Origin of the sequence: Flavihumibacter profundi (genome assembly GCF_020076305.1) — a bacterium.
In the GTDB taxonomy this organism is placed as follows: domain Bacteria; phylum Bacteroidota; class Bacteroidia; order Chitinophagales; family Chitinophagaceae; genus Flavihumibacter; species Flavihumibacter profundi.
This window is the reverse complement of the sequence record NZ_JAIQXE010000003.1, coordinates 212,955-235,178: the sequence shown is the minus strand read 5'-3', so window position 1 is coordinate 235,178 and position 22,224 is coordinate 212,955. Positions and strand designations below refer to the sequence as shown.

Sequence of the window (22,224 nt, the reverse complement as noted above, 5' to 3'; positions counted from 1 at the left end):
ATGGATGGTAGAAGTGTATTTGAAAATCTGGTTTCATTTATCCGTGATGAAATTAGAGAGTTTAAAAAGCCAATTAACAGAGATACTTTAATAGAGGAAAATTTAGGTGTAACTGGTGACGATGCAGCAGATATGATTTTGAGCTATAGCAAAAAGTTTAATGTAGACATAAGCAACTTTATTTTTGTAAAATACTTTCATGATGAGCCATCGGTTTTTTTGGCTAATAGAAAACTAAACGCATTAACCGTCGGTGATCTTGAAAAAGCTATTATAGCAGGCCGCTTAGATGAAGAAGTAATAAATAGTTAAAACAGTAAAGTGTTAATGCTATAAATTTTAGGTGAAATCTAACTCTAGAATTTGATTATAGTCAAATTAAACTAGAACTGAAAAATATTAAATGCAAAGGAAATGTCTATTTTGGGTGTTGTAAGCAGTTCTTTGAGATGGCTGAGAAGTTTTTGCCAGTGAAATGGAAAGCCTAGCCAAGAATGGACGATGATTATTATCCGTTCGGGCTAACAATGGCAGGGATATCTTCTAAGGCAGCCGGTTCATTAGATAATAAAAAAGAGTATAACGGAAATGAACTGCAAAATAGAGAGTTCAGCGATGGTTCCGGCTTGGAGATGTATGACTTCAATGCCAGGACATACGATCAACAAATTGGTAGATTTTTCCAGATAGATCCAATGACAGAAGAAGGTGGTCAGGAAAGTATAAGCCCGTATCACTTCTCATACAATAATCCGATTCGTTATAATGATCCAAGCGGAAAAGCTGGAGAGGATTGTTGTAAAGTTCTTTCAGATGCCGCTAGTTGGGTTGGTAATAAAATTGAACAAGTTGGTAACAGTTCTCCTGTTGCTTGGATAAATAATAACGTGAATCCTTTAACGCCACTTGCGGAGTTAGTAACTGGCAAAAGTTTAAATAGTGGATTTACTGAGGATAAATCTAGGGTAGAATCCGGAGTGCAATTGGCCACTTTTGCAGTACCAAGTGCTAAAGCCGAAGAGATAATAGTAAATGAAGCCAAAAATCTTGCCGTAGGGCAAATCGAAAGGAGATTCGTTAGTCTTGATAATAATGCCTTGAGCGCAGCTGTCAAGGAAGGGAAAAAGGATTTAGTCAAAGCATCAATTGGAGCAGATAAGCCGATTGTTTCAATTACTGCAGCCAAAGAATTTCTAGCGTTTGGAAACAAAGCAGAATTGAAGGGATTCATGACGGAGGTTGGTGCCACAATAAGTAAAAATGGCGGATCTGCGAGTCAAGCGGCAGCACTGCAGAAAACTGCATCAGGCATGGGTAGATCACTTGGAAATAAAGATGCCATGATTTTAGCCGGCGCTAAAAATAATGGGGCTGCAATAATTACTGCAGATAGGAAATTTGCCAATTTCATGAATGCTATAGGTTTTCCCAATCGTAACTTTTAAAAATTATGAGTTCATTTAATATCTTAATCGCGGAAATAGCATGCCCATCTTGTGGGAACAAATCTCAAGTACGAATCCAATTTAAGTTTGGTAATACTTGGCAATTGAAGTACAGAGTAGGAGATATAATTACATGGGGTGGTAATGATACCGGCAGCCCTAATCTTGGTCAGGTCAAAGTTTATGGAATTATTGAATCATCAACCTGTCCATTTTGTAAAAAAAATGCTATCCCTGAAGAATACGACATTTTAGTTGTAAATAATGAGATAACAAGTGTTACTCCATTAGTAGAAATCCAGGATTATTTAAAAGGTAATGGCGAGTTTGTTATCCTTTAACATTGATTGTGCTCATATAAGAACAGGCAGCGGGTAAAAAAGGGGAAAGCGGCAATAAGCAGGGCAATTATCACATAATTAAGCCATGAGCACTCAGCCAGTCACTCCTGAATAAACCTTACAGTTTTTATTTTTCCCAGGGGTTAGGGGTGTTGAGTTATAGGATGCTGGCAAAGTCACTGGTATTGCGGGTAAGGAGTATCAGGTCGTAGACAATTGTGCATCCATTAGAGGATGTTACTCCTAAAGAAAATTAGAAATCATTAACGAGTTATGAAAAAAGTGTTCAAGTTGTTGTTTGCTGTGATTGTATTTTTCGTTTTAGGGTATTTTGCATTAGGCTATATTTCTTCATTTGTTGGTTGGTATGGTTATAAAAAATGGCGATACAGGGTATCAACATCAGATATCGAAGAATCAAAAAAAAGAGGAGTGTTCGTTAAAGAATTACACTTTCAAATTGATAGTTTTTCCGGCACGTTAGAAAATTTTAAACCTTATATAGAGAAAGGCTTTAAGTTCGGTCTTCATTCATCAAAAGAAACAATTCCATTGAAGAATAGTAATTATCCATATCAATTGCGGTTTAATTATAGGCCATCAAATGAAATTACGATTCTCATAAGGGAAGATGAGTTAATAAAATTTGATAGTGCAAATGCTTCCTGGGGTTATTTAAAACATCCTGAAATTACCGATACAATCATTCTTATTATAAGAGGTGAAAATGTGCATTCTGGTAATATTAAGGTATGGCAATAGGCTTCTCTAAGCGGTGGTTCAAAAGAATTTTCTTTGGGGTAAAATAGATATTCCTAGATATTTGCGATTACACTGGCCACACTCACTCCAATTTTTTGAGTCTTTCTTTTATAAAAGAAGTAGCTAATCCTTCAGTTACTGAAATTAAAGACAAAACAAATATTTAATGATAACAAAAAAAATAAGATTAATAATATTTTGGGTAATAATATCTGCTGGTGTCTTTTTTTTATTGTGTTCTATTATTGTGGATATACTTTTAAAAAGTAAGGGGGAATGCAAAATGGCTATTTTGACAAATGAAAAAAATCGAATTAGATCTCAGAAGTCAACTTTATTTTATGAGTTTTACATTCAAAACAGGAAGTACAAAGGCAATTCTTTGGAAGAAGACTTAACAAGGGTTGGCGATAGCATCTGCGTAGTTTATATAAAAATATTTCCGGGAATTAATAGGCCGATAAAATATTTCAAACAGGATGAAATAAAGTGTAATTGCGGAAAATGAACTTATAAAACCAAAATATTAAACCCAAACCGGAAATTTCGCGCATCATCAGTGCCCTCGGCAAAAAACTTTCCAGCAAAAATATTTGGTGCTTTCACAAGACTATTCAATCGATAAATATCCCAGGCACAGGATAAGTTATTTGGATAAATACCCCGGCTCAAACTCATACTGATATTGACTAAATATGCTATTTTTAGAGCTAGTGAAGTTCTTTGAAAGGCAATCCCCCTGTTAGTTGTGCTGGAAATCATTATTATCCGTTCGGGCTAACAATGTCGGGGATCAGTTCCAAATCCGCAGGGAAACTCGACAACAAGTTTGAATACAACGGCAAGGAAAAACAAGAAAAAGAGTTCTCCGACGGAACAGGTCTTGAAGCATACGATTACGGAGCTCGTTATTATGATCCGCAGATTGGGAGGTGGCATACACAAGATGCGATTTCTGATAAATTTTTACCTGCCTCACCATATTGTTTTGTTGTAAATAACCCGATATTACTTTTTGATCCTAATGGTAAGGATTGGACTATAACTCGAAATCAGGATAAAAAGGGGAATGTTGTTTATACATTTCTATTTACGGCTGCTGTTTTAAATTCTAGTAGTAATTCAAGCATAGACGTAAATAAGTTTGCTCAGAAATTGCAAGGTCAGATTGAGAATATGTTTTCTCAAATAATTGAAAAAAATAGTGACGGTTCACTAAAGTACGCAATTGAAACTAGGGCTGTAATAACTGGCATCGGCAGTAAAAATGATTTAGCGAATAATCAATCATTATTTGAAATAAAAGATGCCTCTGATAACGACTTTAACTCTAGTATGCCAGGCTATGCTGTAGTTGCTGCGGCTAAAACAGGTAAAGATATATCTGTGAATGAAAGTTATGTAAATGATATTTTATCCGATAAAAATGGCAAAACTATTCCTCATGAGATTGGTCATACTGCTGGACTAAGGCATCCTCAACAAGATTTTAATAGCTACTTATGGGGTTTATTTAAAACGCCTGGTGAAACCTCTAATTCTCCATCGACAAACTTTATGAGGCAGGGAACTGTAACAACTCCGACTGGCCCAACTAAGGCTCAAGTTGAAAGAATCTATAGATTATATATGAATGGTGATTTAAACAAAAGAATAGGAAATCGGCCAGTTGATATTGATTAAATAGTATGATATGAAAGTAATTTATTTATGTATTGTAATTTTAAGTATTGCATGTGTAAGCCAATTAACAACAATGCATTTAGCTGAATTTGAAAAGTATAAATTTAAAGATCGGCATACAAGTATAATATTATTAAAATCATTTTTGATAAATAGGAAGTGTAACCCAGCTGACAGTATTTTATATGGGAACGCTTTCTTGTGCAAAACTACGCTCACTAATGATACAATTCTTGTCTTAGACTTATGCAAGCCAGCTTATAAATATTTAGACGAAGATTATAAATTTGAGCGTGATTTAAATATTGATACAACAAATATTTCTAACTCAACACCTATTGCCGTAATTCTTAATGTTGACAAAAGCGTCCTTAAGAAAAAATATAAATATACTATAGCTGAAATCAATAAATTAGAGTATTAGAATACCATTACCTCCTGAATTATCCAGAGCTTTATAGGCCCCCAATTTTGGTCCATGGATATTAGGGATATCAAGATCAATAACAGTAAATATTCAGACCAAAAGAAAGCATTCCTGAATTCTTCGAGGCGCCGTTGTATCCCTTGCAGCCTGCTACAGCAATTGACTTTTATTTCGATTGAATTTTCAATTGAAAAGCTCAGTTGAAAAAATAAAATCGATTAACTTGGATAGGTAGATAAGTTCTTTGAGATAGCTCAACCCGGAGTTCCTGCTAAAGTGGTGTCATATCAAAAAAAGGATGTTGATTACTATCCGTTCGGGCTAACAATGGCGGGGATAAGTTCCAAAGCTATAAATAAACTGGATAATAGGTATGAGTTTGGTGGCAAAGAAAAGCTAGAGAAAGAGTTTAGCGATGCTACTGGCCTTGAAATGTATGACTTCGGTGCACGTAATTATGATCCTCAAATTGGAAGATGGCATGTGATAGATCCATTGGCTGATTTATATCGAAGGCATAATCCGTATAATTATGCAGTAAATAATCCAATTAGATTCATTGATCCGGATGGAATGGGAAGTATAGGTACAAATGGTGTTAGTTCTGAGGATGGCCAAAGAAATTTGAAATCCTTCATGAATGATTTCATGGATGAGTATGGATCAAATGAGGATTTTAAGCAGGCAGAAACAAATTTCAATAATGGAGATAAAAATGGAAAAAATGATCCGAAAAAATCTTCTGATAATAATAAAAAACAGTCTCTAGTAGCTGCGGCAGCTAATTCTACTGCTGATGTTCTTGCACCCGGTTGGTATCATTCTGGGAAGATGTATGAAAAATTTAGTGAAGGCGAATATGGGGAAGCTGCAATTCATACTTTGAATTTTATAGGTGAATGGGTTCTAGTATTTATGTCTTTTGGTGCCGCAGAAGAGTATTTAATTTCAAGTCATGTAAGTCAAATTGAAACTAGAAGTATTGCTGAGGTTGCTGCGAATATAATTCCTGAAGGAAAATTTGCCAATCATTTATTTAAAGGAGTTGGGAAATTATCTGATACACCTGCAAATAGAGCGCTAATTTCGGAAATCTCAAACGGTAAGGCATTATGTATTGATGAGTATGGCAAAAGTTGGTTCGCGCGAACAATGCCTGACGGGACTCAGATTTATACATACACCCAAAATGGTGTTATCAAGGGTGCAGGAATTAATCAAACTGCAGTTGACATTGTTGCAAAATATGGAAAGAAATAATTGATATGAAAATAAAGAGTGAAAAAACTATTACCGAAAAAGAAGGTTATGAAGCTATGCTTTATATGCTCAAGGCCTATTGGAAGGCAACTGGATCTAATGATTTAACTGATATTTTAAGTGGTGGTGAATACTGGCTTGAAGAAGACACGCCTGCCGACAGTGCTTTTTGGCAATATTGGTTAGAAGCGGTAGAAAAGGTCAGAAAAGAGGGCTCACCTCCATTTAAAGAAATTATGTAACCTATTTACTCACTTCAATTTTTTTCATCTTTCTTTAATTGCGATATCTGAAATGTTTTCAATCGCGCTTTTTTCCTAGATAGAAAGCAGGTAGACCTTGTTCCCGGTAATTATGACGCCACATTTACATGTGATGATTTAGCTCTTCAAACAATTATTGACTTTGCAAGAAAAAATAATCTTCCATTTCAATGGGTTACAGAAGCGGGCACTTTTGATGAGTCAGATACTAAGTATAGCAATGTAAATGATTTTCTTTTAGATGTAAAAACGCATTCAGGAGCATCCGATTTTGCAAATGATCAAAACACTACACAAACAAATTTGGCAGGTATTCAACCTGGCAGCTTAAATGTGCTTACATCTGAAGGAAAATCCAGACCCAACCATATCCAGGCAATCACAACTGTATTTAATGATGGAAAATCCGTGTTAGACAGGAACTATCTGGGTGTAACCGGGTATATTGCTGCACAAGGAAATTTTAATTCACTTGGTAGATTATTTGGATCAAGCAATCCTGCTTCAATGAGATATTTAGGAGTTCCTGTTCAAGCAGGCATATATGACGTGACCTCAAATACCTGGACATCGCCTCAAACAGGGACTACCTCTAATTTTATAGGCGGCTATTATAATAATCAATACAAAAAATTTAATTTTTTAAACTGGAATAAATAATATTTGATATGTGGAAAGCCGTTAGTATAAATTTAATTGCACCCATAGTTTATCTTGTCTTATGGTTATTACCTCGGTATAGCGGATTTATTGACCATCATAAACTATTTATTGCAGAATATGGCCAAGCATTGATTATTGTTCAAATTGTTGCTTGCGTAATTGGATGTTTAATATGCAGAATTAAGCTTCTACAGATATTTCTTATTCTTTTAATGATTTTATTTGGGTTGGTACTGTTTAATACCATCGGGAAATTTAATCCATTTTAGGAATAACAAACTATTTCGGTGTGTTGGTGAGTTTGCCTTACCGGGAGTTGGCGAATGCTTGGTAGTGGATGTCATGTTTGCTGGCATGTTTGTGCATCGTACAAGCAAGATTAAAAAACGCAGCTTGTTGGTCGCGGCTTGTATAATATCTAGGCCCAAGTAGTTTTAAGGCATTTAAGAGTAAAATAATCCCCAAATATGTGATAATGGTCGGAATTTTCCAGTAAAGACGAATTATAAAAAAGTAATGAATTATATTGACTTGATAAAAAAGTTCTTTGAATGGTTTAAAATGGAATACCACCATTATTATTAAACCCAGTTAAATAATCCCAATTATTATTATCCGTTCGGGCTAACAATGGCGGGGATTTCCTCCAAAGCTGCTGGGAAACAGGAGAATAAAAAACAGTTCAATGGCATTGAGCATACAACAGATTTAGACCTCAATCAGTATGATGCTTTTTTCCGGACTATGGATCCGCAAGTTGGTAGGTGGTGGCAGGTTGACCCTAAACCAAATGATGCAGAGAGTCCTTATGCTGCAATGGGAAATAACCCTATTTTAAATAAAGATTATTTGGGCGACACTTCAATTTTAAGTTTGATTCAAGGCGGGTTATCGGATTTTGCTTCTGGTAAAGGTGCTGTTTACAACGGGGTTGATTGGGTCAATCGAAATTTAAACCCATTGGTTGACATTTATCACACTGTTGTAGGGCAAGATTTTATAACAGGAGAAAGTATATCGAGAAGTGAGGCTGTAGTTGGGATTGGCCTTGCAGTTGTAGGGGGAAAGGTTGAAGGCGCTGTTATGAAAACAATTGAAAAGGCTGTTGTAGCTAATGCAGTTGAAAAGTATGAAGTTGGTGTAGCAGGTGATTTGGCCAAAAGATCGGTAGTGGGCGATGGATTAGATGTTCACCATGTATCACAAAGTAAACCAGCCGGTCAAGTTATTCCAGGATATAATAAGGAGACCGCACCAGCGATTGCATTGCCTCGTTCAGAGCACAAGAATATTCCAACGTTAAAGGGAACGATTACAGCCGGAAATGCTCGCGACCAGTTAGCTAAAGATATTAGAGATTTAAGAAATTTTACAAATGCTCCCAATTCTGCCCTTAATCAATTGATAGATATTAATAAAAAATTATTTCCGGAAGCGTTTAAAAAATGATAGAACATGAATAGTAAGGAGTTTGTAAATGTAATAAAAGTGGTAGTTGGAGATAACACCATAAATGGCATGCGTTCTAACCTTGAAAAGCCACCGGGTCGTAAGCCGTCTGAAAAATTACTCACTATGTCAAAATGGTACAATGAGTTAAGTGAAGACGATAAAAAAATGGTTTTTCAAATAGTTAAAGAGTCAATTGATTTATCAATTTTTGGCTTTCTATGTGTACTGGATGGCGTAACTGCAATTGAGAATGAGAATAAAGGAGAATTGAAGCTTTTTTATCAAAGAGGCGATATTAATATATTATTAAATGATACTGGCGAAGAATATCTGCATGATCTCATCGATAAATAGTAGCAATTAATTGAAAAATTGGTCGAGATAAATTTTACTTTCTCACCACAATTTCTTCAATTTTTCTTTTATAGTAATATCTGCGATATATTCCAGTTCGCTTTTATCGTAAATCGAGAGCAAGTAAGCAGTATTGCCTGTGATGCGTACATAGGTGATGACGCGAGCTCCCCGGATTTTTTTTCCTTGGGAGGTGATGGCCAAGCGTATTTTGTATCAGGTGTTGCTTAGTTCGGTGCTGGTGGTAAGTTTTATTTTCCCGTTTGGACTAATTAACACTTACAAGTAATTTTTACCTAACGCTGTGAAGGCCGATAAATCCCATACATCATTTAACTGAAGCAAGATTTTACTTTTCAATTGAAAAAAAGAAAGGTCTATTTTGGATGTTGTAAGTAGTTCTTTGATACGGCTGAGAAGTAGTTACCAGTGAAATGGAAAGCCTAGCCAAAAATGGATGATGATTACTATCCGTTCGGGCTAACAATGGCGGGGATATCCGCCAAAGCCTTAAGCGGTGCACCAGCTAATAAGTTTAAATACAACGGTAAGGAAGATCAAAGACAGGAGTTCGCGGATGGTAGTGGATTGGAATGGTTAGATTATGGAGCAAGGATGTATGATACACAAATAGGAAGATGGCATGTTCAAGATCCATTACAGGAAGATGAGTATAAAAATGAGGGAGATGAAAAGGAGAATGGTGAGTTAGGACAAGAAGAGAAATTGTTTGAGGCTTCATTTAATCTATTAGGTACACCACAAAATGTAGTCACTGGTGAAAACTCCGCAGTACATTACAATGAAAGCCCTTATGCTTACGTGGGTAATAATCCAATCAATTTTATAGATCCGTTTGGATTGGATACAATCCCGGTTTATAAGCCTCTTACGCCAGTAACAGTAACACCAGCTAACAAATCCAATAATCCTCTTAATTCTTGGTGGCTACAAGGGTCAATATTTGGTGGCGGCGCCTTAAGCATACCTTTTCCTAAACGTTGGATAGGCCCTGTTTTGCCAAACACTTCAAAAGCTACTACTTTGTTTTCTTTAACTGTCGGAAAAATAAAAGCACCCATTAATATATTGGGGAAAACTAGGTTGTATACTCATACTCTCAATGGATCTGCTCGATATGCAAGTACGTGGGGAAGATTTTTGAGTAGGTGGGGTTCTAAGTTTTTTGGAACGGCATCGGGTGTACTTTTTTATTATGATGTTGGTAGAGGTGTTTATAAATTTTACAATGAGCAATTCAAGACCTGGTCAAATGATAGACAATGGGATTTTGTCAATACGCAAATGATGTCAGGAACTCAATTTTTGCAAATGCGTTAAACTGATGAACATGGATGGTAGAAGTGTATTTGAAAATCTGGTTTCATTTATTCGTGATGAAATTAGAGAGTTTAAAAAGCCAATTAACAGAGATACTTTAATAGAGGAAAATTTGGGTGTAACTGGTGACGATGCAGCAGATATGATTTTGAGCTATAGCAAAAAGTTTAATGTAGACATAAGCAACTTTATTTTTGTAAAATACTTTCATGATGAGCCATCGGTTTTTTTGGCTAATAGAAAACTAAACGCATTAACCGTCGGTGATCTTGAAAAAGCTATTATAGCAGGCCGCTTAGATGAAGAAGTAATAAATAGTTAAAACAGTAAAGTGTTAATGCTATAAATTTTAGGTGAAATCTAACTCTAGAATTTGATTATAGTCAAATTAAACTAGAACTGAAAAATATTAAATGCAAAGGAAATGTCTATTTTGGGTGTTGTAAGCAGTTCTTTGAGATGGCTGAGAAGTTTTTTCCAGTGAAATGGACAGCCTAGCCAAGAATGGACGATGATTATTATCCGTTCGGGCTAACAATGGCAGGAATATCTTCCAAAGCGGCTGGGAAACTCGATAACAAGTATGAATACAACGGCAAGGAAAAGCAGGAGAAAGAGTTTAGTGATGGATCAGGCCTTGAATTGTATGATTACGGTGCAAGGAATTACGATCCACAAATTGGAAGATGGCATGTGATAGATCCTAAGGCTGATCAGATGCGTCGGCATTCTCCATATAATTATGCGTTTAATAATCCGATTAGGTTTATAGATCCAGATGGTATGGTTCCGGGTGATTTTTTAAACGAGAATGGTGAAAAAGTCGGTAGTGATGGAAAGAATGATGGTAAAGTTTATGTCATTAAAACCACGCAGAAAAAGTTTGATAGTGAGGCTCCTTCCGCAGGAATATCGAAGGATGACAGGAAAGAAACTGAGAAATTTATTAAAGATAATGATGGGAATACTGCTGCGTTTGAGGGCAATGATATTGCATATAAGAATAGCGTTGAAATAGCTGGCAGATCGGATACCCGGCAAGGTATGGTAGATATTGTTAATCAAGACAATGGGAAAGGTGGTACTGATGATGCTAATAACAGAGAGTATGGGGGAACAATTAAACTTGATGGCACGGTGGTGCAGGATGCTCCAGGTCCAGTGTCCAATCCATTAGTCGATAAGAATGCTAGTATTAGTATAACAAATAATGGCTTGCGATCGGAATTTCATTCTCATCCTAGTGGAACAAGATCAGAGGGCCCTGGGGCCAATACAATTGGCGGGACAACAAGCTCAGGCTCTTTCCAGAATGCACCGTCAAAAGATATTGATATTAAAAATAGTGGTAGCAAGATAAACTATGTTTTTTCCAGAGGGAATGGTACTGTATACATGTATAATAATACTGGTGTTGTTGCGACTATTCCTCAGAAATATTTTGTCAAACCCAAATAGTTTGTATCCATGAAAAATATCTTATTGATATGGTCATTTTTTGTTAGTTACGCTTCTTTTAGCCAAGGCAAAATTGATGAGTATAAAAAAATGATTGATTCTGCAATTATTATACAAAATTCATTGCATTCATCAACTCCTGGAGAAAGAGTCATTCATTTAGTAGATGAAAATAATAATCCTTACATTTTAATATTAGATAAAGATCAGCAGAATTTTAAATCAATTGCTATCTTTTCCAAAGAAAATAGAAGGCTGATTAAGAAGGGAATTAGAGCGTGGAAAGTTTTTCCTGTGTTGATTAAAAATAAACTCGTCGTTACCATAATCGACTATTATATAACTTATAAGAATAAAAATTACAATTTCGCAAATGGAGGCGGAGCAAAGGTTATATTTGAATATTCCTGTGATCAGGAGAAATGGATATTTGTATCATCAAATTGGTCGGGGATATAAGAATTAACGACAAAAGGATGTTTCTCTGAAAGGATCATTAATAATTAATCCACTATATTTTGAAATGTATTGAAGACTCTCAGGATTATTATCTGCGATTCTGGTACGGTGTAATGGATGGTAAACGGAAATGTATCCACAGGCTACACGCGAACGTCATCATAGCGAATGGCGGAAGCCGAAGGCAGTTGCAGATGAATATGGGTTTCAAAATGCAGCCGCCGCATTTATTCCCTGTTCCACCGCTTTTCCCCAAAGAGGTGTTTTCGAGGTAAAATGGACATTCATCACAGGAATGAGTACAGCCCGTCACAGGAATGAGTATAGCCCGTCACATAATTGAAGAAAAATAGCGGTTATGGTTTGATTTTTGGTGCCTGGTTAATGCCTAAGGAGTGTTGCGTAAGGTGAATTGGAACGCACCCAATTCATTATAGTTCATGCTACAATTCCGCAATTACCGGAAAATTTAACGGCTATAGGATGACTATTAGATTAGACTTAGATTAGACTTAGATGAGACATAGATTAGACTGCAACGGCTATGCAATGGCTATGTAGCGGCTATGTAACGGCTATGCAAACCTTAATGATCACCTTAAGCAAAGCTTATACAAATTGACACTTTATTTTTTGAAATCCGCCACCGCCACTGCGTTGTAAACTACTTAATGGTATACCCTGATATAATCCACCTCCATCGCTGCACTGGTGAAAGCCGGGTCAACCGCTCCTGCAAAACCACCACCCATGGCCACATTCAGGATGCAGAAAAAATTCTTGTTAAAGGGAATGCCGGCTGAATTGGTTACGGTATGGATCAACTGGCCGTCTACATAAATCTTAATGGCCTTTGCAGACCAATCCACCGAGTAAATATGGAACCCGGTAGTGGCATTGTCAATGACCCTGGTATTGCCATCGGCATTTCCGCCGGAACGACCAGGATAATGCAGGGTCCCGAATATCTTGTTTGGTTCACTGCCGCGATGTTCCATTATATCTATTTCACCGCAGGCTGGCCAGCCTGCCGTGCCTATATCACCTCCCAGCATCCAGATCGCCGGCCAGGTGCCCACTCCGGCTGGTAGCTTCGCCCTTACTTCTACCTTGCCGTATTTGAACTCGAATTTGCCTTTTGTGATCATCCTTGCTGATGTATACTGGCTCCCCTTATAGTTCTCCTTTATTGCTGTGATCCTTAATACCCCATCCTGCACAACTGCATTTTCAACGCGGTCGGTATAGTACTCCAGCTCATTATTTCCCCAGCCATTTGACCCTGTCCCTGTTTCGAATATCCACTTGGCGGGATCTGGCCTTCCATTGGTGTTAAACTCATCTGACCATACCAGTTTTGGTTTTGGATCACCTGCTTGTACTTTTTTACAACTCAGGAATGGAATAAAAAGAGTCAATGCGATAAACTTTACAATTAAGGATTTCATAATTAAAGTTGTCGATATTAATTAGTGGTCGGGACAAGGGTCGGTACCGACTATTTTTTATAAAAATACTGTGTTTTGCAGGTAGTGCAGGCCACCCGGCAATAAAATAGAAGCAGTTTACAGTAATTTAGGAGTGGTGCTTTTCCCGGAATGCCGCTAAATTCAACATCATTTATTTAATCGCCATAACTGTAACCGGCTCCTGCCGGTTTTTTACCATGAAAAAAATAACTTTTGCTTCCCTGGTCTGGAAGGGGCTTAGGCGCGGGACTGTTTTCCTCCTGCTAACTTCAGCTTCAGTGCAGGCACAAACTGTTGTGCCGCTTACCGATCTTTCTTTTTTTAAGTCGCCGGGCAACAGCTGGCAGCTTGCCGGCGACCTTTCGGCTGACCTTAATAAGGATAACAGTTTCAACCTGAAAAAAGGCAGCGGTGTCCTGGTCAACCTCTCGGATGAAAACCGGCGTGGCCAGGACCTGTTTACCAATATGGAGCATGGCGACCTTGACCTGGAGCTCGATTACATGATGGCTAAAGGTGCTAATTCGGGCATTTACCTGCAGGGCCGTTATGAAGTGCAGTTGTTCGATAGCTGGGGCGTTGCCAGCGCAAAGTCGTCCGACAACGGCGGTATTTATGAGCGCTGGGATGACGCTAGGCCCGAAGGCCAGCAAGGCTATGAAGGGACTGCACCCAGGCAGAATGTAAGTCGCGCACCGGGCTTGTGGCAGCATATGAAAATAGTTTTCCAGGCACCGCGCTTTGATGCAAGCGGCCACAAAATTGAAAATGCCAGTATGCTTCGCGTGGAATTGAATGGAGTGCTGGTCCAGGAAGGAATATCATTATCTGGCCCCACGAGGTCTTCTGCAAGTAATATCGAAGTGCCCAGCGGGCCATTAATGCTGCAGGGTGATCATGGCACGGTAGCGTTCAGGAATATCCGGATCACAAAGTATGATAAGCCTCGTCCTGAACTGGCCAATTTACACTACAGGGTTTATGAAGGAAAGTTTGAGACCCTGCCGGATTACAATAAGCTAAAGCCTAAGGCTGAAGGCGCAGCTGTAATCCTCAGCTCCAATATCACGCCGGTTAAAAATGAATTCCTGTTGCGCTATACCGGAACCCTGCAGGTAAAGGAATCCGGTGAATACCACTTCAGTTTAAATACGCCCGGCGGTGATGGTTTTCTAAAAATCAATAACCAGCCTCTTGCCCCGGAAAGCGGCCAGGAAGGGCAGTACAAGGCTACACTGCTTGCCGGTAATTTACCCTTTGAACTCATTTATTCCAAGTACAACGACTGGGCTAACCCCGGACTGGGACTATCCATAACGGGGCCGGGTATCCGTGAATTCACCATCAGCGATGCCAATACCAGTTCCGGGGAAATGGTCGATCCTATATTGGTGAATGCCGGTTCTAATACACTGTTACATTCTTTTATGGATATACCCGGTCAGCGGATTGTGCATGCTGTAAATGTCGGCAGTCCCTTGAACCTGCACTATACTTATGATATGGAAAAAGGCAGTGTGGTGCAGCTTTGGCGCGGCGGGTTTTTAGATGCCACTCCCATGTGGCATGAAAGGGGAGATGGTTCATCACGGCCTGTTGGAACCATATTGGCATTGGGTAAATCAAACTTCCTGTTGCAAAAACTTTCCTCCCTGCAGCAGCCCTGGCCAACCGACTCTGCAGGTACAGTATACCGGCCTAAAGGATACCGCCTGGATGAAGCAAACCGCCCGGCTTTCCGGTACCTGATTTATGGTAACAATATAACGGATGCCATTTATGTAACAGCGAATGGCAAAGGCATACGGCGGGAAATAACCATGCAGGGACCAACACAAGATATCTATGCGTTACTGGCCAGTGGCAGGAACATCGAAATGTTACCCGGAGGCATATATGCAATTGATGACAGAAGGTATTACATACAGGTTGATGATGCGGCAGGGGTGAAACCAATCATCAGGGAATCTGGCGGCCAGCAGGAGTTGCTGTTACCGGCCGGGGCAAAAATTATTTATACAATCCTGTTTTAAACATAGAAATTTTTATGAGGAAGAATGAATTGACTAGCTATTTGCAGCATGTTGTAAAACAGGTGCTGGCCTGTGTGGTTATGGCAGCGTTTGGCTATCACAGTTATGGCCAGGCAGAATCAGCCAAAGAAGATGATTATTTCCGGATCATGCGGGTGCCCGCACCGGAGGGTATGATTTTGGAAGTTGGTGGCCTGTGTACTTTACCCAATGGCAATCTTGGTGTAACAACCCGCAGGGGCGATATATTTATTGTTGAAAACCCTACAACGCAAAAACCATACTTCAGGAAGTTCGCTTCGGGACTGCACGAGGTATTGGGACTTGCTTATAAGAATGGCGCCTTGTATTGCGTGCAGCGCGGCGAGCTGACGAAGTTAATGGATACCGACAACGACGGTAAGGCCGATGTGATTGAAACAGTGTACCAGTGGCCTATTTCAGGCAATTACCATGAATACAGTTTCGGTCCCAAGCTGGCACCGGATGGTTCCTTTTTCGTTTCCTTAAACCTGGGCTTCGGGCCAGACTGGTGGCATCCGCAAAGCTTTGTACCCTGGCGGGGCTGGGTCCTGCATATTAATGAAGACGGAAGCATGGAACCCTGGGCAACAGGCATGCGCTCGCCCTGCGGACTGAGCATGATAGGCGATGAATTATTTTACACCGATAACCAGGGCGACTGGGTTGGGTCGGGCAGTATCATACAATTAAAGAAAGGCGCGTTTACTGGCCACCCTGCAGGTTTACGCTGGGCAGGCCAGCCCAATTCACCCGTGCATGTAAAACAGGAACAGGTATACGCACTGGTGAATCCCCGTAAGGAATTTGATAAGCAGGGCAACCCGGTAAAACCGGAAAATATAGTCAATGAAAAGTTCCAGACCCTGGCTGAAGTGAAAAAATCCATTCCGGAACTGCAACTGCCGGCAGTGTGGTTACCGCATGGCATACTCGGCATATCAAATTCGGAAATTGTAAAAATACCGGAAGGCGTATTTGGTCCTTTTACTGGCCAGTTGCTGGTGGGTGACCAGGGCCAGAGTAAGATCGACCGGGTGTTCATGGAAAAGGTCAATGGCGAGTACCAGGGCGCTGCCATTGAATTCAGGAGTGGTTTCCAGTCGGGCATTGTCCGTTTGGCCTGGGCAGGTGACGGATCCCTGTTTGTGGGGGAAACCAACCGCGGCTGGGGCTCTGCCGGCGACGCGAATGAAGGCCTGCAAAGGCTGGTGTGGAATAATAAAGTTCCCTTCGAAATGCGCGCGGTAAGGGCAATGCCGGATGGTTTTGAGATTGAGTTTACCAAGCCGGTTGACAGGAAATATGCGGAAGACCTGGCCTCTTATAAAGTGGAAAGCTATATCTATAAATACCAGGCAGTATATGGTTCACCACCTGTGAATACAGAAAAGTGCACGGTGAAAGGGGTGAAGGTGTCAGGCGATGGCCTCAGGGCCAGGATCATTGTCAGCAACCTGCGGCCTTATTATATCCATACGATAACGCTGGATGGTATAAGGGATAAGGAAAATTCATTTTCACTGGTACACCCAACCGCATATTATACCCTCAACAATATCCCGAAAGGGCAGGGGCTGGCCTTGGGTGAAGTAAGCACCAGGAATTCGGCTGCTGCAACAAAAACCGCGGCAGCAACAAATGGAAAATCAAGTGCAGCTACGGCTACCAGTTATGAAATGGTAAAACCCCTGCTGGTAAAATACACCTGTGTCGCCTGCCATAATGCTGAGAAGCGCCAGGTTGGCCCGGCATTTAATGATGTGGCCCAACGCCGTTATTCAATTGATAAGATTATTCAACTCATCCGTAATCCAAAGCCGGAAGACTGGCCTGGTTATTCAACGCCCATGCCACCCATGTCGCATGTGCCTAAAGAAGATGCACAGAAAATAGCACAGTGGATCAAATCACTGGAGAAGGCAAATTCAACTGTACAGTAGAATCTTGCCTGTGGCGGCCACCGCTGCTTTAATTGCATTGTCGGTTACCCTTCATTAAAGAATGGAGTATTTTAAAACTTTTATATTACGAAACAACTCCCCGTCCAACACCCATCAAAATTCAGTAACTTCGCGTCTATTTCAAAGAAAAGAATTCATAAGTAGTTAAGAATCAGCGAGTTTATATATGGCAGCGAAGTACCGCGAGTTTCAGCAATTGAATTTACCGGCCATTGAGACCGAAATCCTGGCCAAATGGACTGAGCACCAGGCTTTCGAGCAAAGTGTTTCCCTGCGCGAAGGGGCAACCCCATTTGTGTTTTATGAAGGACCGCCCAGCGCCAACGGTATGCCGGGCATCCACCACGTTATTTCACGTACCCTGAAAGACCTGGTCTGCCGCTATAAAACCATGCAGGGCTTCCAGGTGAAACGCAAGGGCGGATGGGATACCCATGGCCTGCCGATTGAACTGGGTGTGGAAAAAGAACTGGGCATCACCAAAGAAGATATCGGCAAAACGATTTCCGTTGAAGCCTACAACCAGAAATGCCGCGAAGCCGTACTGCGCTTCAAGGACAAATGGGATGATATTACCCGAAAAATGGGCTATTGGGTCGACCTGAATGACCCTTATATCACTTTCAAAAACGAATACATCGAAACCCTCTGGTGGTGCCTTAAACGCCTGCACCAGAAAGGTCTCCTATATAAGAGTGTCAGCATCCAGCCCTATTCGCCGGCTGCAGGAACGGGCCTGAGCTCCCATGAACTGAACCAGCCCGGTACCTATAAGGATGTGAAAGATACCAGCGTAGTGGCGATGTTCAAAGCAATCAGCACTGCCCAGAGCGCCTTCTTATTTGAAGCTGCCCAAATGGGTTCTACCCTCGACGCTGAAGTTTTTTACCTGGCCTGGACTACCACACCCTGGACCCTGCCATCCAACCTCGGACTCACTGTCGGACCCAATATCGATTATGTATTGGTGAAGACCTTCAATCCATATACCCACCTGCCGGTGAATGTTGTACTGGCGCAAAACCTGTTGGGCAAATACTTCAAACCGGAAGGTGAGAACGGCGATTTCGCAGCGTATACTGCAGAGACCAAAATCCTGCCCTGGACTATCTTAACCAGCTTCAGGGGAAAGGCACTTGAGGGTCTCCGTTATGAGCAGTTACTGCCATACGAAGCCAGCACAGCGGAGAAATCCGGTGGCGATCCCTTCCGCATTTTACTCGACACATTCGTAACCACTGAAGACGGTACCGGTATCGTGCATACTGCCCCGGCATTCGGTGCAGATGACTATAAAGTAGGCCGGAAATACGGCATCGGCATTTTAACACTGGTTGACCGGGAAGGAAAATTTGTAGACGGGCTGGGGGAATTCAGCAACCGTTTCGTGAAGAACTACAAAGACGATCCCAATTATGTGGATGTGAATGTAGACATCAGCGTAAAACTGAAAAAAGAAAACCGGGCTTTCAAGGTAGAGAAATACGAACACAGTTACCCGCATTGCTGGCGTACAGATAAACCGGTTTTATATTATCCGCTGGACGCCTGGTTCATCAAGACCACGGCCATCAAAGACCGGATGGTAGAGCTGAACAAAACCATCAACTGGAAGCCCAAAGCCACCGGCGAAGGGCGTTTCGGCAACTGGCTTGAGAATATGGTGGACTGGAACCTCAGCCGCAGCCGATATTGGGGAACACCCCTGCCTATCTGGCGCACAACCGATGGCAATGAAGAAAAATGCATCGGCTCCATTGAAGAACTGAATACAGAAATCCGCAGGGCCAGCGAAGTGCTGGGCGGGGATATCAATACCCATTATTTACACGACGGCATCCTCGACCTGCATAAACCATATGTGGATGATGTGGTGCTGGTGAGCGAATCCGGGAAACCCATGTACCGCGAACCCGACCTGATTGATGTCTGGTTTGATAGCGGGGCCATGCCTTATGCGCAATGGGGACTGGATTACGAAAAACTGAAAGCCGGCGATGAGCGGCCATTCAAGGCGCCATTCGATACGAACTATCCCGCCGACTTTATTGCCGAAGGGGTGGACCAGACCCGTGGCTGGTTTTATACCCTCCATGCCCTGGGTGCATTATTATATGATAGTGTAGCCTATAAGACCGTAGTGTCGAATGGCCTCGTGCTCGATAAGAACGGCAACAAAATGAGCAAGCGCCTGGGTAATGTGGTGGATCCCTTCAAGACCATCGAAACCTTTGGTGCAGATGCCACCCGCTGGTACCTGATCACCAACGCATCCCCCTGGGATAGCCTGAAATTTGACCTTGAAGGAATCCGCGAAGTGCAACGCAAGTTCTTCGGTACCTTATATAATACCTACCAGTTCCTTGCGCTTTATGCCAATGTGGATGGATTTGCCTTTAAGGAAGCCGCCATCCCGCTGGACCAGAGGCCCGAGATCGACCGCTGGATCCTGTCTTCCCTGAACACCTTAATAAAAGAGGTAACCGCGGCCTTTGACGACTACGAACCAACACAGGCCGGTCGCCTCGTGGAAGATTTTGTTGATGAGCACCTGAGCAACTGGTATGTAAGGCTTTGCCGCCGCCGGTTCTGGAAAGGAGACTATTCCGCAGATAAGATCAGTGCCTACCAGACCCTGTACGAGTGCCTGGAAACGATTTCCCGTTTAATAGCGCCGGTATCGCCGTTTTTTGCGGACTGGCTTTTTGGCAACCTGAACGGGGTGACCCAGCGGTTTACCGAAGGTTCTGTGCACCATGTTTTATATCCGACCGCTGATGCGGCCAAAATAGACCCTGCCCTGGAAGAAAGGATGCAACTGGCACAGGATGCCTCTTCCCTGGTACTGGGACTGCGTAAGAAAGTGAATATCAAGGTCCGCCAGCCATTACAGCGCATACTCATACCGGTTTTGGACCCGGTTACGAAAGCGCAGCTGCTGAAAGTTGAGGACCTGGTAAAAAGTGAAGTGAACGTAAAGGAAATACAATACCTGACTGATGCTGACGGGTTTATAAAGAAGAAGATCAAGGCGAATTTCCAGGCCCTGGGCAAAAGGCTGGGCGGGAAAATGAAAGCAGTGTCTGCCGCGATCGGGAATTTCAGCCAGGCAGATATTTCCAGGCTCGAAAAAGAAGGTTCATATTCTTTGGAAATTGATAGCGAACCCTTAATATTACAAATCCATGAGGTTGAAATAACCAGTGAAGACATCCCGGGCTGGATGGTTAGCTCAAAAGGATCATTGACAGTGGCCCTGGATGTAACGGTTACCCCCGAGCTTGAACAGGAAGGCAACGCCCGGGAGTTAGTGAACAGGATCCAGAAAATCAGGAAAGACAATGGGTATGATCTCACCGACAGGATCCAGGTAAAACTGGGTGAAGCGGGGTCATTGGCAGAGTCCATCAGGCAGTTCGGACCCTATATCAAGGAAGAAGTACTGGCCGATGAGCTTGAAATGGTAGACCACCTTGCAGATGGAATGCCTATTGAAGTGAATGAAAAAGCAATAAAAGTTTGGGTTGATAAATCTTCCCGCGCTTGACATATAGAAAATTCATCACCGGATAAAAGGAACAATGTATGGCAACAAAGAAAAAGGCCGCTAAACCTGCCGCCAAAAAAGTTGCTCCGGCAAAGAAAGCCGCGCCAGCGAAAAAAGCTCCTGCCAAACCAGTAGCAAAGCCTGCCGCGCCGGCTAAAAAAGCTGCGACAAAACCAGCCCCTGCAAAAGCAGTAGCTAAGCCGGCGGCTAAACCCGTTGCGAAAGCTGCCCCAAACAAATCTGTCCCTGCAAAAACAGTTAAACCAGTTGCTCCTGCAAAAGCAGCAGTTCCTGCAAAGCCCGTTGCTGCAGCAAAACCAACCCTAAAAAAAGAAGAACCGGTGAAGAAAGTACCAGAAGTGAAAACAGCGCCATCTAAAGCTGCCCCGTCTAAAGCTGCGCCATCTAAAGCACCTGCGGCTGCGAAGCCTGCTGCTGTTAAGGAAGCACCGGCTAAACCGGCTGCACCAGCTAAACCGGCTGCGCCGGCAAAGCCAGTAGCAGCGGTAAAACCAGTAGCAGCGGCTAAACCAGTAGCAGTAACGGCTAAGCCCGAAGCTCCGGCAAAACCTGCGGTAGCAGAGAAACCCGCAGTTGCAGAGAAACCTGCTCCGGCTCCAAAGGCTAGCAAGAAAGCGCCAGTTAAGAAAATCATCCGCCAGGGATTAAGGCCAATGCCGCCAAAACCCGCAGTAAAAGATGATTCCAAGCAAACAACGCCTATCCCCATTAAAAAACCGGTGCCACCCCCGGAAAAAAGAACCACAAAAATGGTGGTGCCCGAAATAAAAACGAAAACTGTGCAACCCTATAATCCAGATTTTACAAAAAGCGTGCTTGACCAGAATGCCGCTGTTCCCCAGGGACCAACCCAGCGTTATAGTGACCCTGAATTACTTGAATTCAAAGACCTGATCAATAAAAAGCTGGATGCCGCGAAAAAGGAACTGGCTTACCTCCAGGGACTGATTACCCGTAAGGACGAGATGGGCGGAGATGAAAGTGAAAGCCGTTACATGACCATGGAAGATGGCAGTGTGAGTATGGAACGTGAACAGCTTGCCCAAATGGCCAGCCGCCAGATCACTTTTATTGACCACCTGGAGAAGGCCCTTATGCGTATTGAAAACAAGACCTATGGTATTTGCCGGGTTACCGGTAAGCTGATCGATAAAGCCAGGCTGAAGGCTGTGCCCCATGCTACGCTGAGCATCGAAGCAAAGAATACTATGAATAAGTGAATGGTGAATAGTGAATGGTGAATTGAAAGAAAATGGCCGCA

Annotated in this window: 21 protein-coding genes and 1 pseudogene; 21 read left to right on the top strand and 1 reads right to left on the bottom strand. The window is 41.8% G+C overall.

Annotated features, from left to right (window positions below):
• The 17 genes and pseudogenes from LAQ65_RS15660 to LAQ65_RS15580 all read left to right on the top strand — a co-directional run bounded on the left by LAQ65_RS15660 (nucleotide 1) and on the right by LAQ65_RS15580 (nucleotide 12,251).
• Entirely contained in the window at nucleotides 1-312 is a 312-nt protein-coding gene (locus LAQ65_RS15660) for a DUF1493 family protein (RefSeq protein WP_224117924.1), read from the top strand.
• Nucleotides 313-494: 182 nt separating this feature from the next.
• Nucleotides 495-1,445, top strand: a complete 951-nt coding sequence (locus LAQ65_RS15655; RefSeq protein WP_224117936.1) for an RHS repeat-associated core domain-containing protein — start codon at nucleotides 495-497, stop codon at nucleotides 1,443-1,445.
• 5 nt (nucleotides 1,446-1,450) lie between these two features.
• The gene (locus tag LAQ65_RS15650) at nucleotides 1,451-1,786 is read left to right on the top strand and encodes a hypothetical protein (RefSeq protein ID WP_224117935.1); all 336 of its coding nucleotides are present in this window, start codon (nucleotides 1,451-1,453) and stop codon (nucleotides 1,784-1,786) included.
• A gap of 273 nt (nucleotides 1,787-2,059) precedes the next feature.
• Nucleotides 2,060-2,548: a hypothetical protein gene (locus LAQ65_RS15645; protein ID WP_224117934.1), complete on the top strand. Its 489-nt coding sequence runs from the start codon at nucleotides 2,060-2,062 to the stop codon at nucleotides 2,546-2,548.
• Between the two features lie 166 nt (nucleotides 2,549-2,714).
• The gene (locus LAQ65_RS15640) at nucleotides 2,715-3,056 is read left to right on the top strand and encodes a hypothetical protein (protein WP_224117933.1); all 342 of its coding nucleotides are present in this window, start codon (nucleotides 2,715-2,717) and stop codon (nucleotides 3,054-3,056) included.
• Between the two features lie 215 nt (nucleotides 3,057-3,271).
• The gene (locus LAQ65_RS15635) at nucleotides 3,272-4,231 is read left to right on the top strand and encodes an RHS repeat-associated core domain-containing protein (RefSeq protein WP_224117932.1); all 960 of its coding nucleotides are present in this window, start codon (nucleotides 3,272-3,274) and stop codon (nucleotides 4,229-4,231) included.
• A gap of 10 nt (nucleotides 4,232-4,241) precedes the next feature.
• Nucleotides 4,242-4,655: a hypothetical protein gene (locus LAQ65_RS15630; protein WP_224117931.1), complete on the top strand. Its 414-nt coding sequence runs from the start codon at nucleotides 4,242-4,244 to the stop codon at nucleotides 4,653-4,655.
• A gap of 279 nt (nucleotides 4,656-4,934) precedes the next feature.
• Nucleotides 4,935-5,918 (top strand): RHS repeat domain-containing protein, encoded by a 984-nt coding sequence (locus tag LAQ65_RS15625; RefSeq protein ID WP_317197003.1) that lies wholly within the window; start codon nucleotides 4,935-4,937, stop codon nucleotides 5,916-5,918.
• A 5-nt stretch (nucleotides 5,919-5,923) separates the two neighbouring features.
• On the top strand, nucleotides 5,924-6,160 hold the full coding sequence (locus LAQ65_RS15620) for a hypothetical protein (protein ID WP_224117929.1): 237 nt from the start codon (nucleotides 5,924-5,926) through the stop codon (nucleotides 6,158-6,160).
• 324 nt (nucleotides 6,161-6,484) lie between these two features.
• Entirely contained in the window at nucleotides 6,485-6,841 is a 357-nt protein-coding gene (locus LAQ65_RS15615; protein WP_224117928.1) for a hypothetical protein, read from the top strand.
• A 624-nt stretch (nucleotides 6,842-7,465) separates the two neighbouring features.
• Nucleotides 7,466-8,293, top strand: a pseudogene (locus tag LAQ65_RS15610) (RHS repeat-associated core domain-containing protein); the annotation flags it as partial.
• A gap of 6 nt (nucleotides 8,294-8,299) precedes the next feature.
• Nucleotides 8,300-8,650: a hypothetical protein gene (locus LAQ65_RS15605; protein ID WP_224117926.1), complete on the top strand. Its 351-nt coding sequence runs from the start codon at nucleotides 8,300-8,302 to the stop codon at nucleotides 8,648-8,650.
• Nucleotides 8,651-9,103: 453 nt separating this feature from the next.
• The gene (locus LAQ65_RS15600) at nucleotides 9,104-9,991 is read left to right on the top strand and encodes an RHS repeat-associated core domain-containing protein (RefSeq protein ID WP_224117925.1); all 888 of its coding nucleotides are present in this window, start codon (nucleotides 9,104-9,106) and stop codon (nucleotides 9,989-9,991) included.
• A 10-nt stretch (nucleotides 9,992-10,001) separates the two neighbouring features.
• Nucleotides 10,002-10,313 (top strand): DUF1493 family protein, encoded by a 312-nt coding sequence (locus tag LAQ65_RS15595; protein ID WP_224117924.1) that lies wholly within the window; start codon nucleotides 10,002-10,004, stop codon nucleotides 10,311-10,313.
• Nucleotides 10,314-10,495: 182 nt separating this feature from the next.
• A complete protein-coding gene (locus tag LAQ65_RS15590; RefSeq protein ID WP_224117923.1) occupies nucleotides 10,496-11,449 on the top strand; it encodes an RHS repeat-associated core domain-containing protein in 954 nt (317 codons plus the stop codon).
• A 9-nt stretch (nucleotides 11,450-11,458) separates the two neighbouring features.
• Nucleotides 11,459-11,908 (top strand): hypothetical protein, encoded by a 450-nt coding sequence (locus LAQ65_RS15585; protein WP_224117922.1) that lies wholly within the window; start codon nucleotides 11,459-11,461, stop codon nucleotides 11,906-11,908.
• 130 nt (nucleotides 11,909-12,038) lie between these two features.
• Nucleotides 12,039-12,251 carry a hypothetical protein gene (locus LAQ65_RS15580; protein WP_224117921.1) on the top strand — a complete coding sequence of 71 codons (213 nt, stop codon included), beginning with the start codon at nucleotides 12,039-12,041 and terminating at the stop codon, nucleotides 12,249-12,251.
• A gap of 325 nt (nucleotides 12,252-12,576) precedes the next feature.
• Here the strand turns inward: LAQ65_RS15580 and LAQ65_RS15575 are convergent, their stop codons facing one another.
• Nucleotides 12,577-13,356: a glycoside hydrolase family 16 protein gene (locus LAQ65_RS15575; protein WP_224117920.1), complete on the bottom strand. Its 780-nt coding sequence runs from the start codon at nucleotides 13,354-13,356 to the stop codon at nucleotides 12,577-12,579.
• A 218-nt stretch (nucleotides 13,357-13,574) separates the two neighbouring features.
• On the opposite strand from LAQ65_RS15575, the gene LAQ65_RS15570 reads away from it, so the two are divergent.
• From LAQ65_RS15570 to LAQ65_RS15555, 4 genes are all read left to right on the top strand, one after another.
• Nucleotides 13,575-15,410, top strand: a complete 1,836-nt coding sequence (locus LAQ65_RS15570; RefSeq protein ID WP_224117919.1) for a family 16 glycoside hydrolase — start codon at nucleotides 13,575-13,577, stop codon at nucleotides 15,408-15,410.
• Between the two features lie 14 nt (nucleotides 15,411-15,424).
• Entirely contained in the window at nucleotides 15,425-17,374 is a 1,950-nt protein-coding gene (locus tag LAQ65_RS15565) for a c-type cytochrome (RefSeq protein ID WP_224117918.1), read from the top strand.
• A gap of 187 nt (nucleotides 17,375-17,561) precedes the next feature.
• Nucleotides 17,562-20,942, top strand: coding sequence for an isoleucine--tRNA ligase (gene ileS / locus LAQ65_RS15560; RefSeq protein ID WP_224117917.1), 3,381 nt, complete (start codon nucleotides 17,562-17,564; stop codon nucleotides 20,940-20,942).
• A 38-nt stretch (nucleotides 20,943-20,980) separates the two neighbouring features.
• Entirely contained in the window at nucleotides 20,981-22,183 is a 1,203-nt protein-coding gene (locus LAQ65_RS15555; RefSeq protein ID WP_224117916.1) for a TraR/DksA C4-type zinc finger protein, read from the top strand.
• The last annotated feature ends 41 nt before the right edge of the window (nucleotides 22,184-22,224 follow it).

Coding starts and splice junctions, on each gene's coding strand:
- LAQ65_RS15580 (WP_224117921.1), top strand. CDS start 12,039: ATGTATCCACAGGCTACACGCGAACGTCATCATAGCGAATGGCGGAAG.
- LAQ65_RS15640 (WP_224117933.1), top strand. CDS start 2,715: ATGATAACAAAAAAAATAAGATTAATAATATTTTGGGTAATAATATCT.
- LAQ65_RS15605 (WP_224117926.1), top strand. CDS start 8,300: ATGAATAGTAAGGAGTTTGTAAATGTAATAAAAGTGGTAGTTGGAGAT.
- LAQ65_RS15570 (WP_224117919.1), top strand. CDS start 13,575: ATGAAAAAAATAACTTTTGCTTCCCTGGTCTGGAAGGGGCTTAGGCGC.
- ileS (WP_224117917.1), top strand. CDS start 17,562: ATGGCAGCGAAGTACCGCGAGTTTCAGCAATTGAATTTACCGGCCATT.
- LAQ65_RS15555 (WP_224117916.1), top strand. CDS start 20,981: ATGGCAACAAAGAAAAAGGCCGCTAAACCTGCCGCCAAAAAAGTTGCT.
- LAQ65_RS15630 (WP_224117931.1), top strand. CDS start 4,242: ATGAAAGTAATTTATTTATGTATTGTAATTTTAAGTATTGCATGTGTA.
- LAQ65_RS15595 (WP_224117924.1), top strand. CDS start 10,002: ATGGATGGTAGAAGTGTATTTGAAAATCTGGTTTCATTTATTCGTGAT.
- LAQ65_RS15645 (WP_224117934.1), top strand. CDS start 2,060: ATGAAAAAAGTGTTCAAGTTGTTGTTTGCTGTGATTGTATTTTTCGTT.
- LAQ65_RS15660 (WP_224117924.1), top strand. CDS start 1: ATGGATGGTAGAAGTGTATTTGAAAATCTGGTTTCATTTATCCGTGAT.
- LAQ65_RS15655 (WP_224117936.1), top strand. CDS start 495: ATGGACGATGATTATTATCCGTTCGGGCTAACAATGGCAGGGATATCT.
- LAQ65_RS15590 (WP_224117923.1), top strand. CDS start 10,496: ATGGACGATGATTATTATCCGTTCGGGCTAACAATGGCAGGAATATCT.
- LAQ65_RS15565 (WP_224117918.1), top strand. CDS start 15,425: ATGAGGAAGAATGAATTGACTAGCTATTTGCAGCATGTTGTAAAACAG.
- LAQ65_RS15650 (WP_224117935.1), top strand. CDS start 1,451: ATGAGTTCATTTAATATCTTAATCGCGGAAATAGCATGCCCATCTTGT.
- LAQ65_RS15585 (WP_224117922.1), top strand. CDS start 11,459: ATGAAAAATATCTTATTGATATGGTCATTTTTTGTTAGTTACGCTTCT.
- LAQ65_RS15620 (WP_224117929.1), top strand. CDS start 5,924: ATGAAAATAAAGAGTGAAAAAACTATTACCGAAAAAGAAGGTTATGAA.
- LAQ65_RS15600 (WP_224117925.1), top strand. CDS start 9,104: ATGGATGATGATTACTATCCGTTCGGGCTAACAATGGCGGGGATATCC.
- LAQ65_RS15575 (WP_224117920.1), bottom strand. CDS start 13,356: ATGAAATCCTTAATTGTAAAGTTTATCGCATTGACTCTTTTTATTCCA.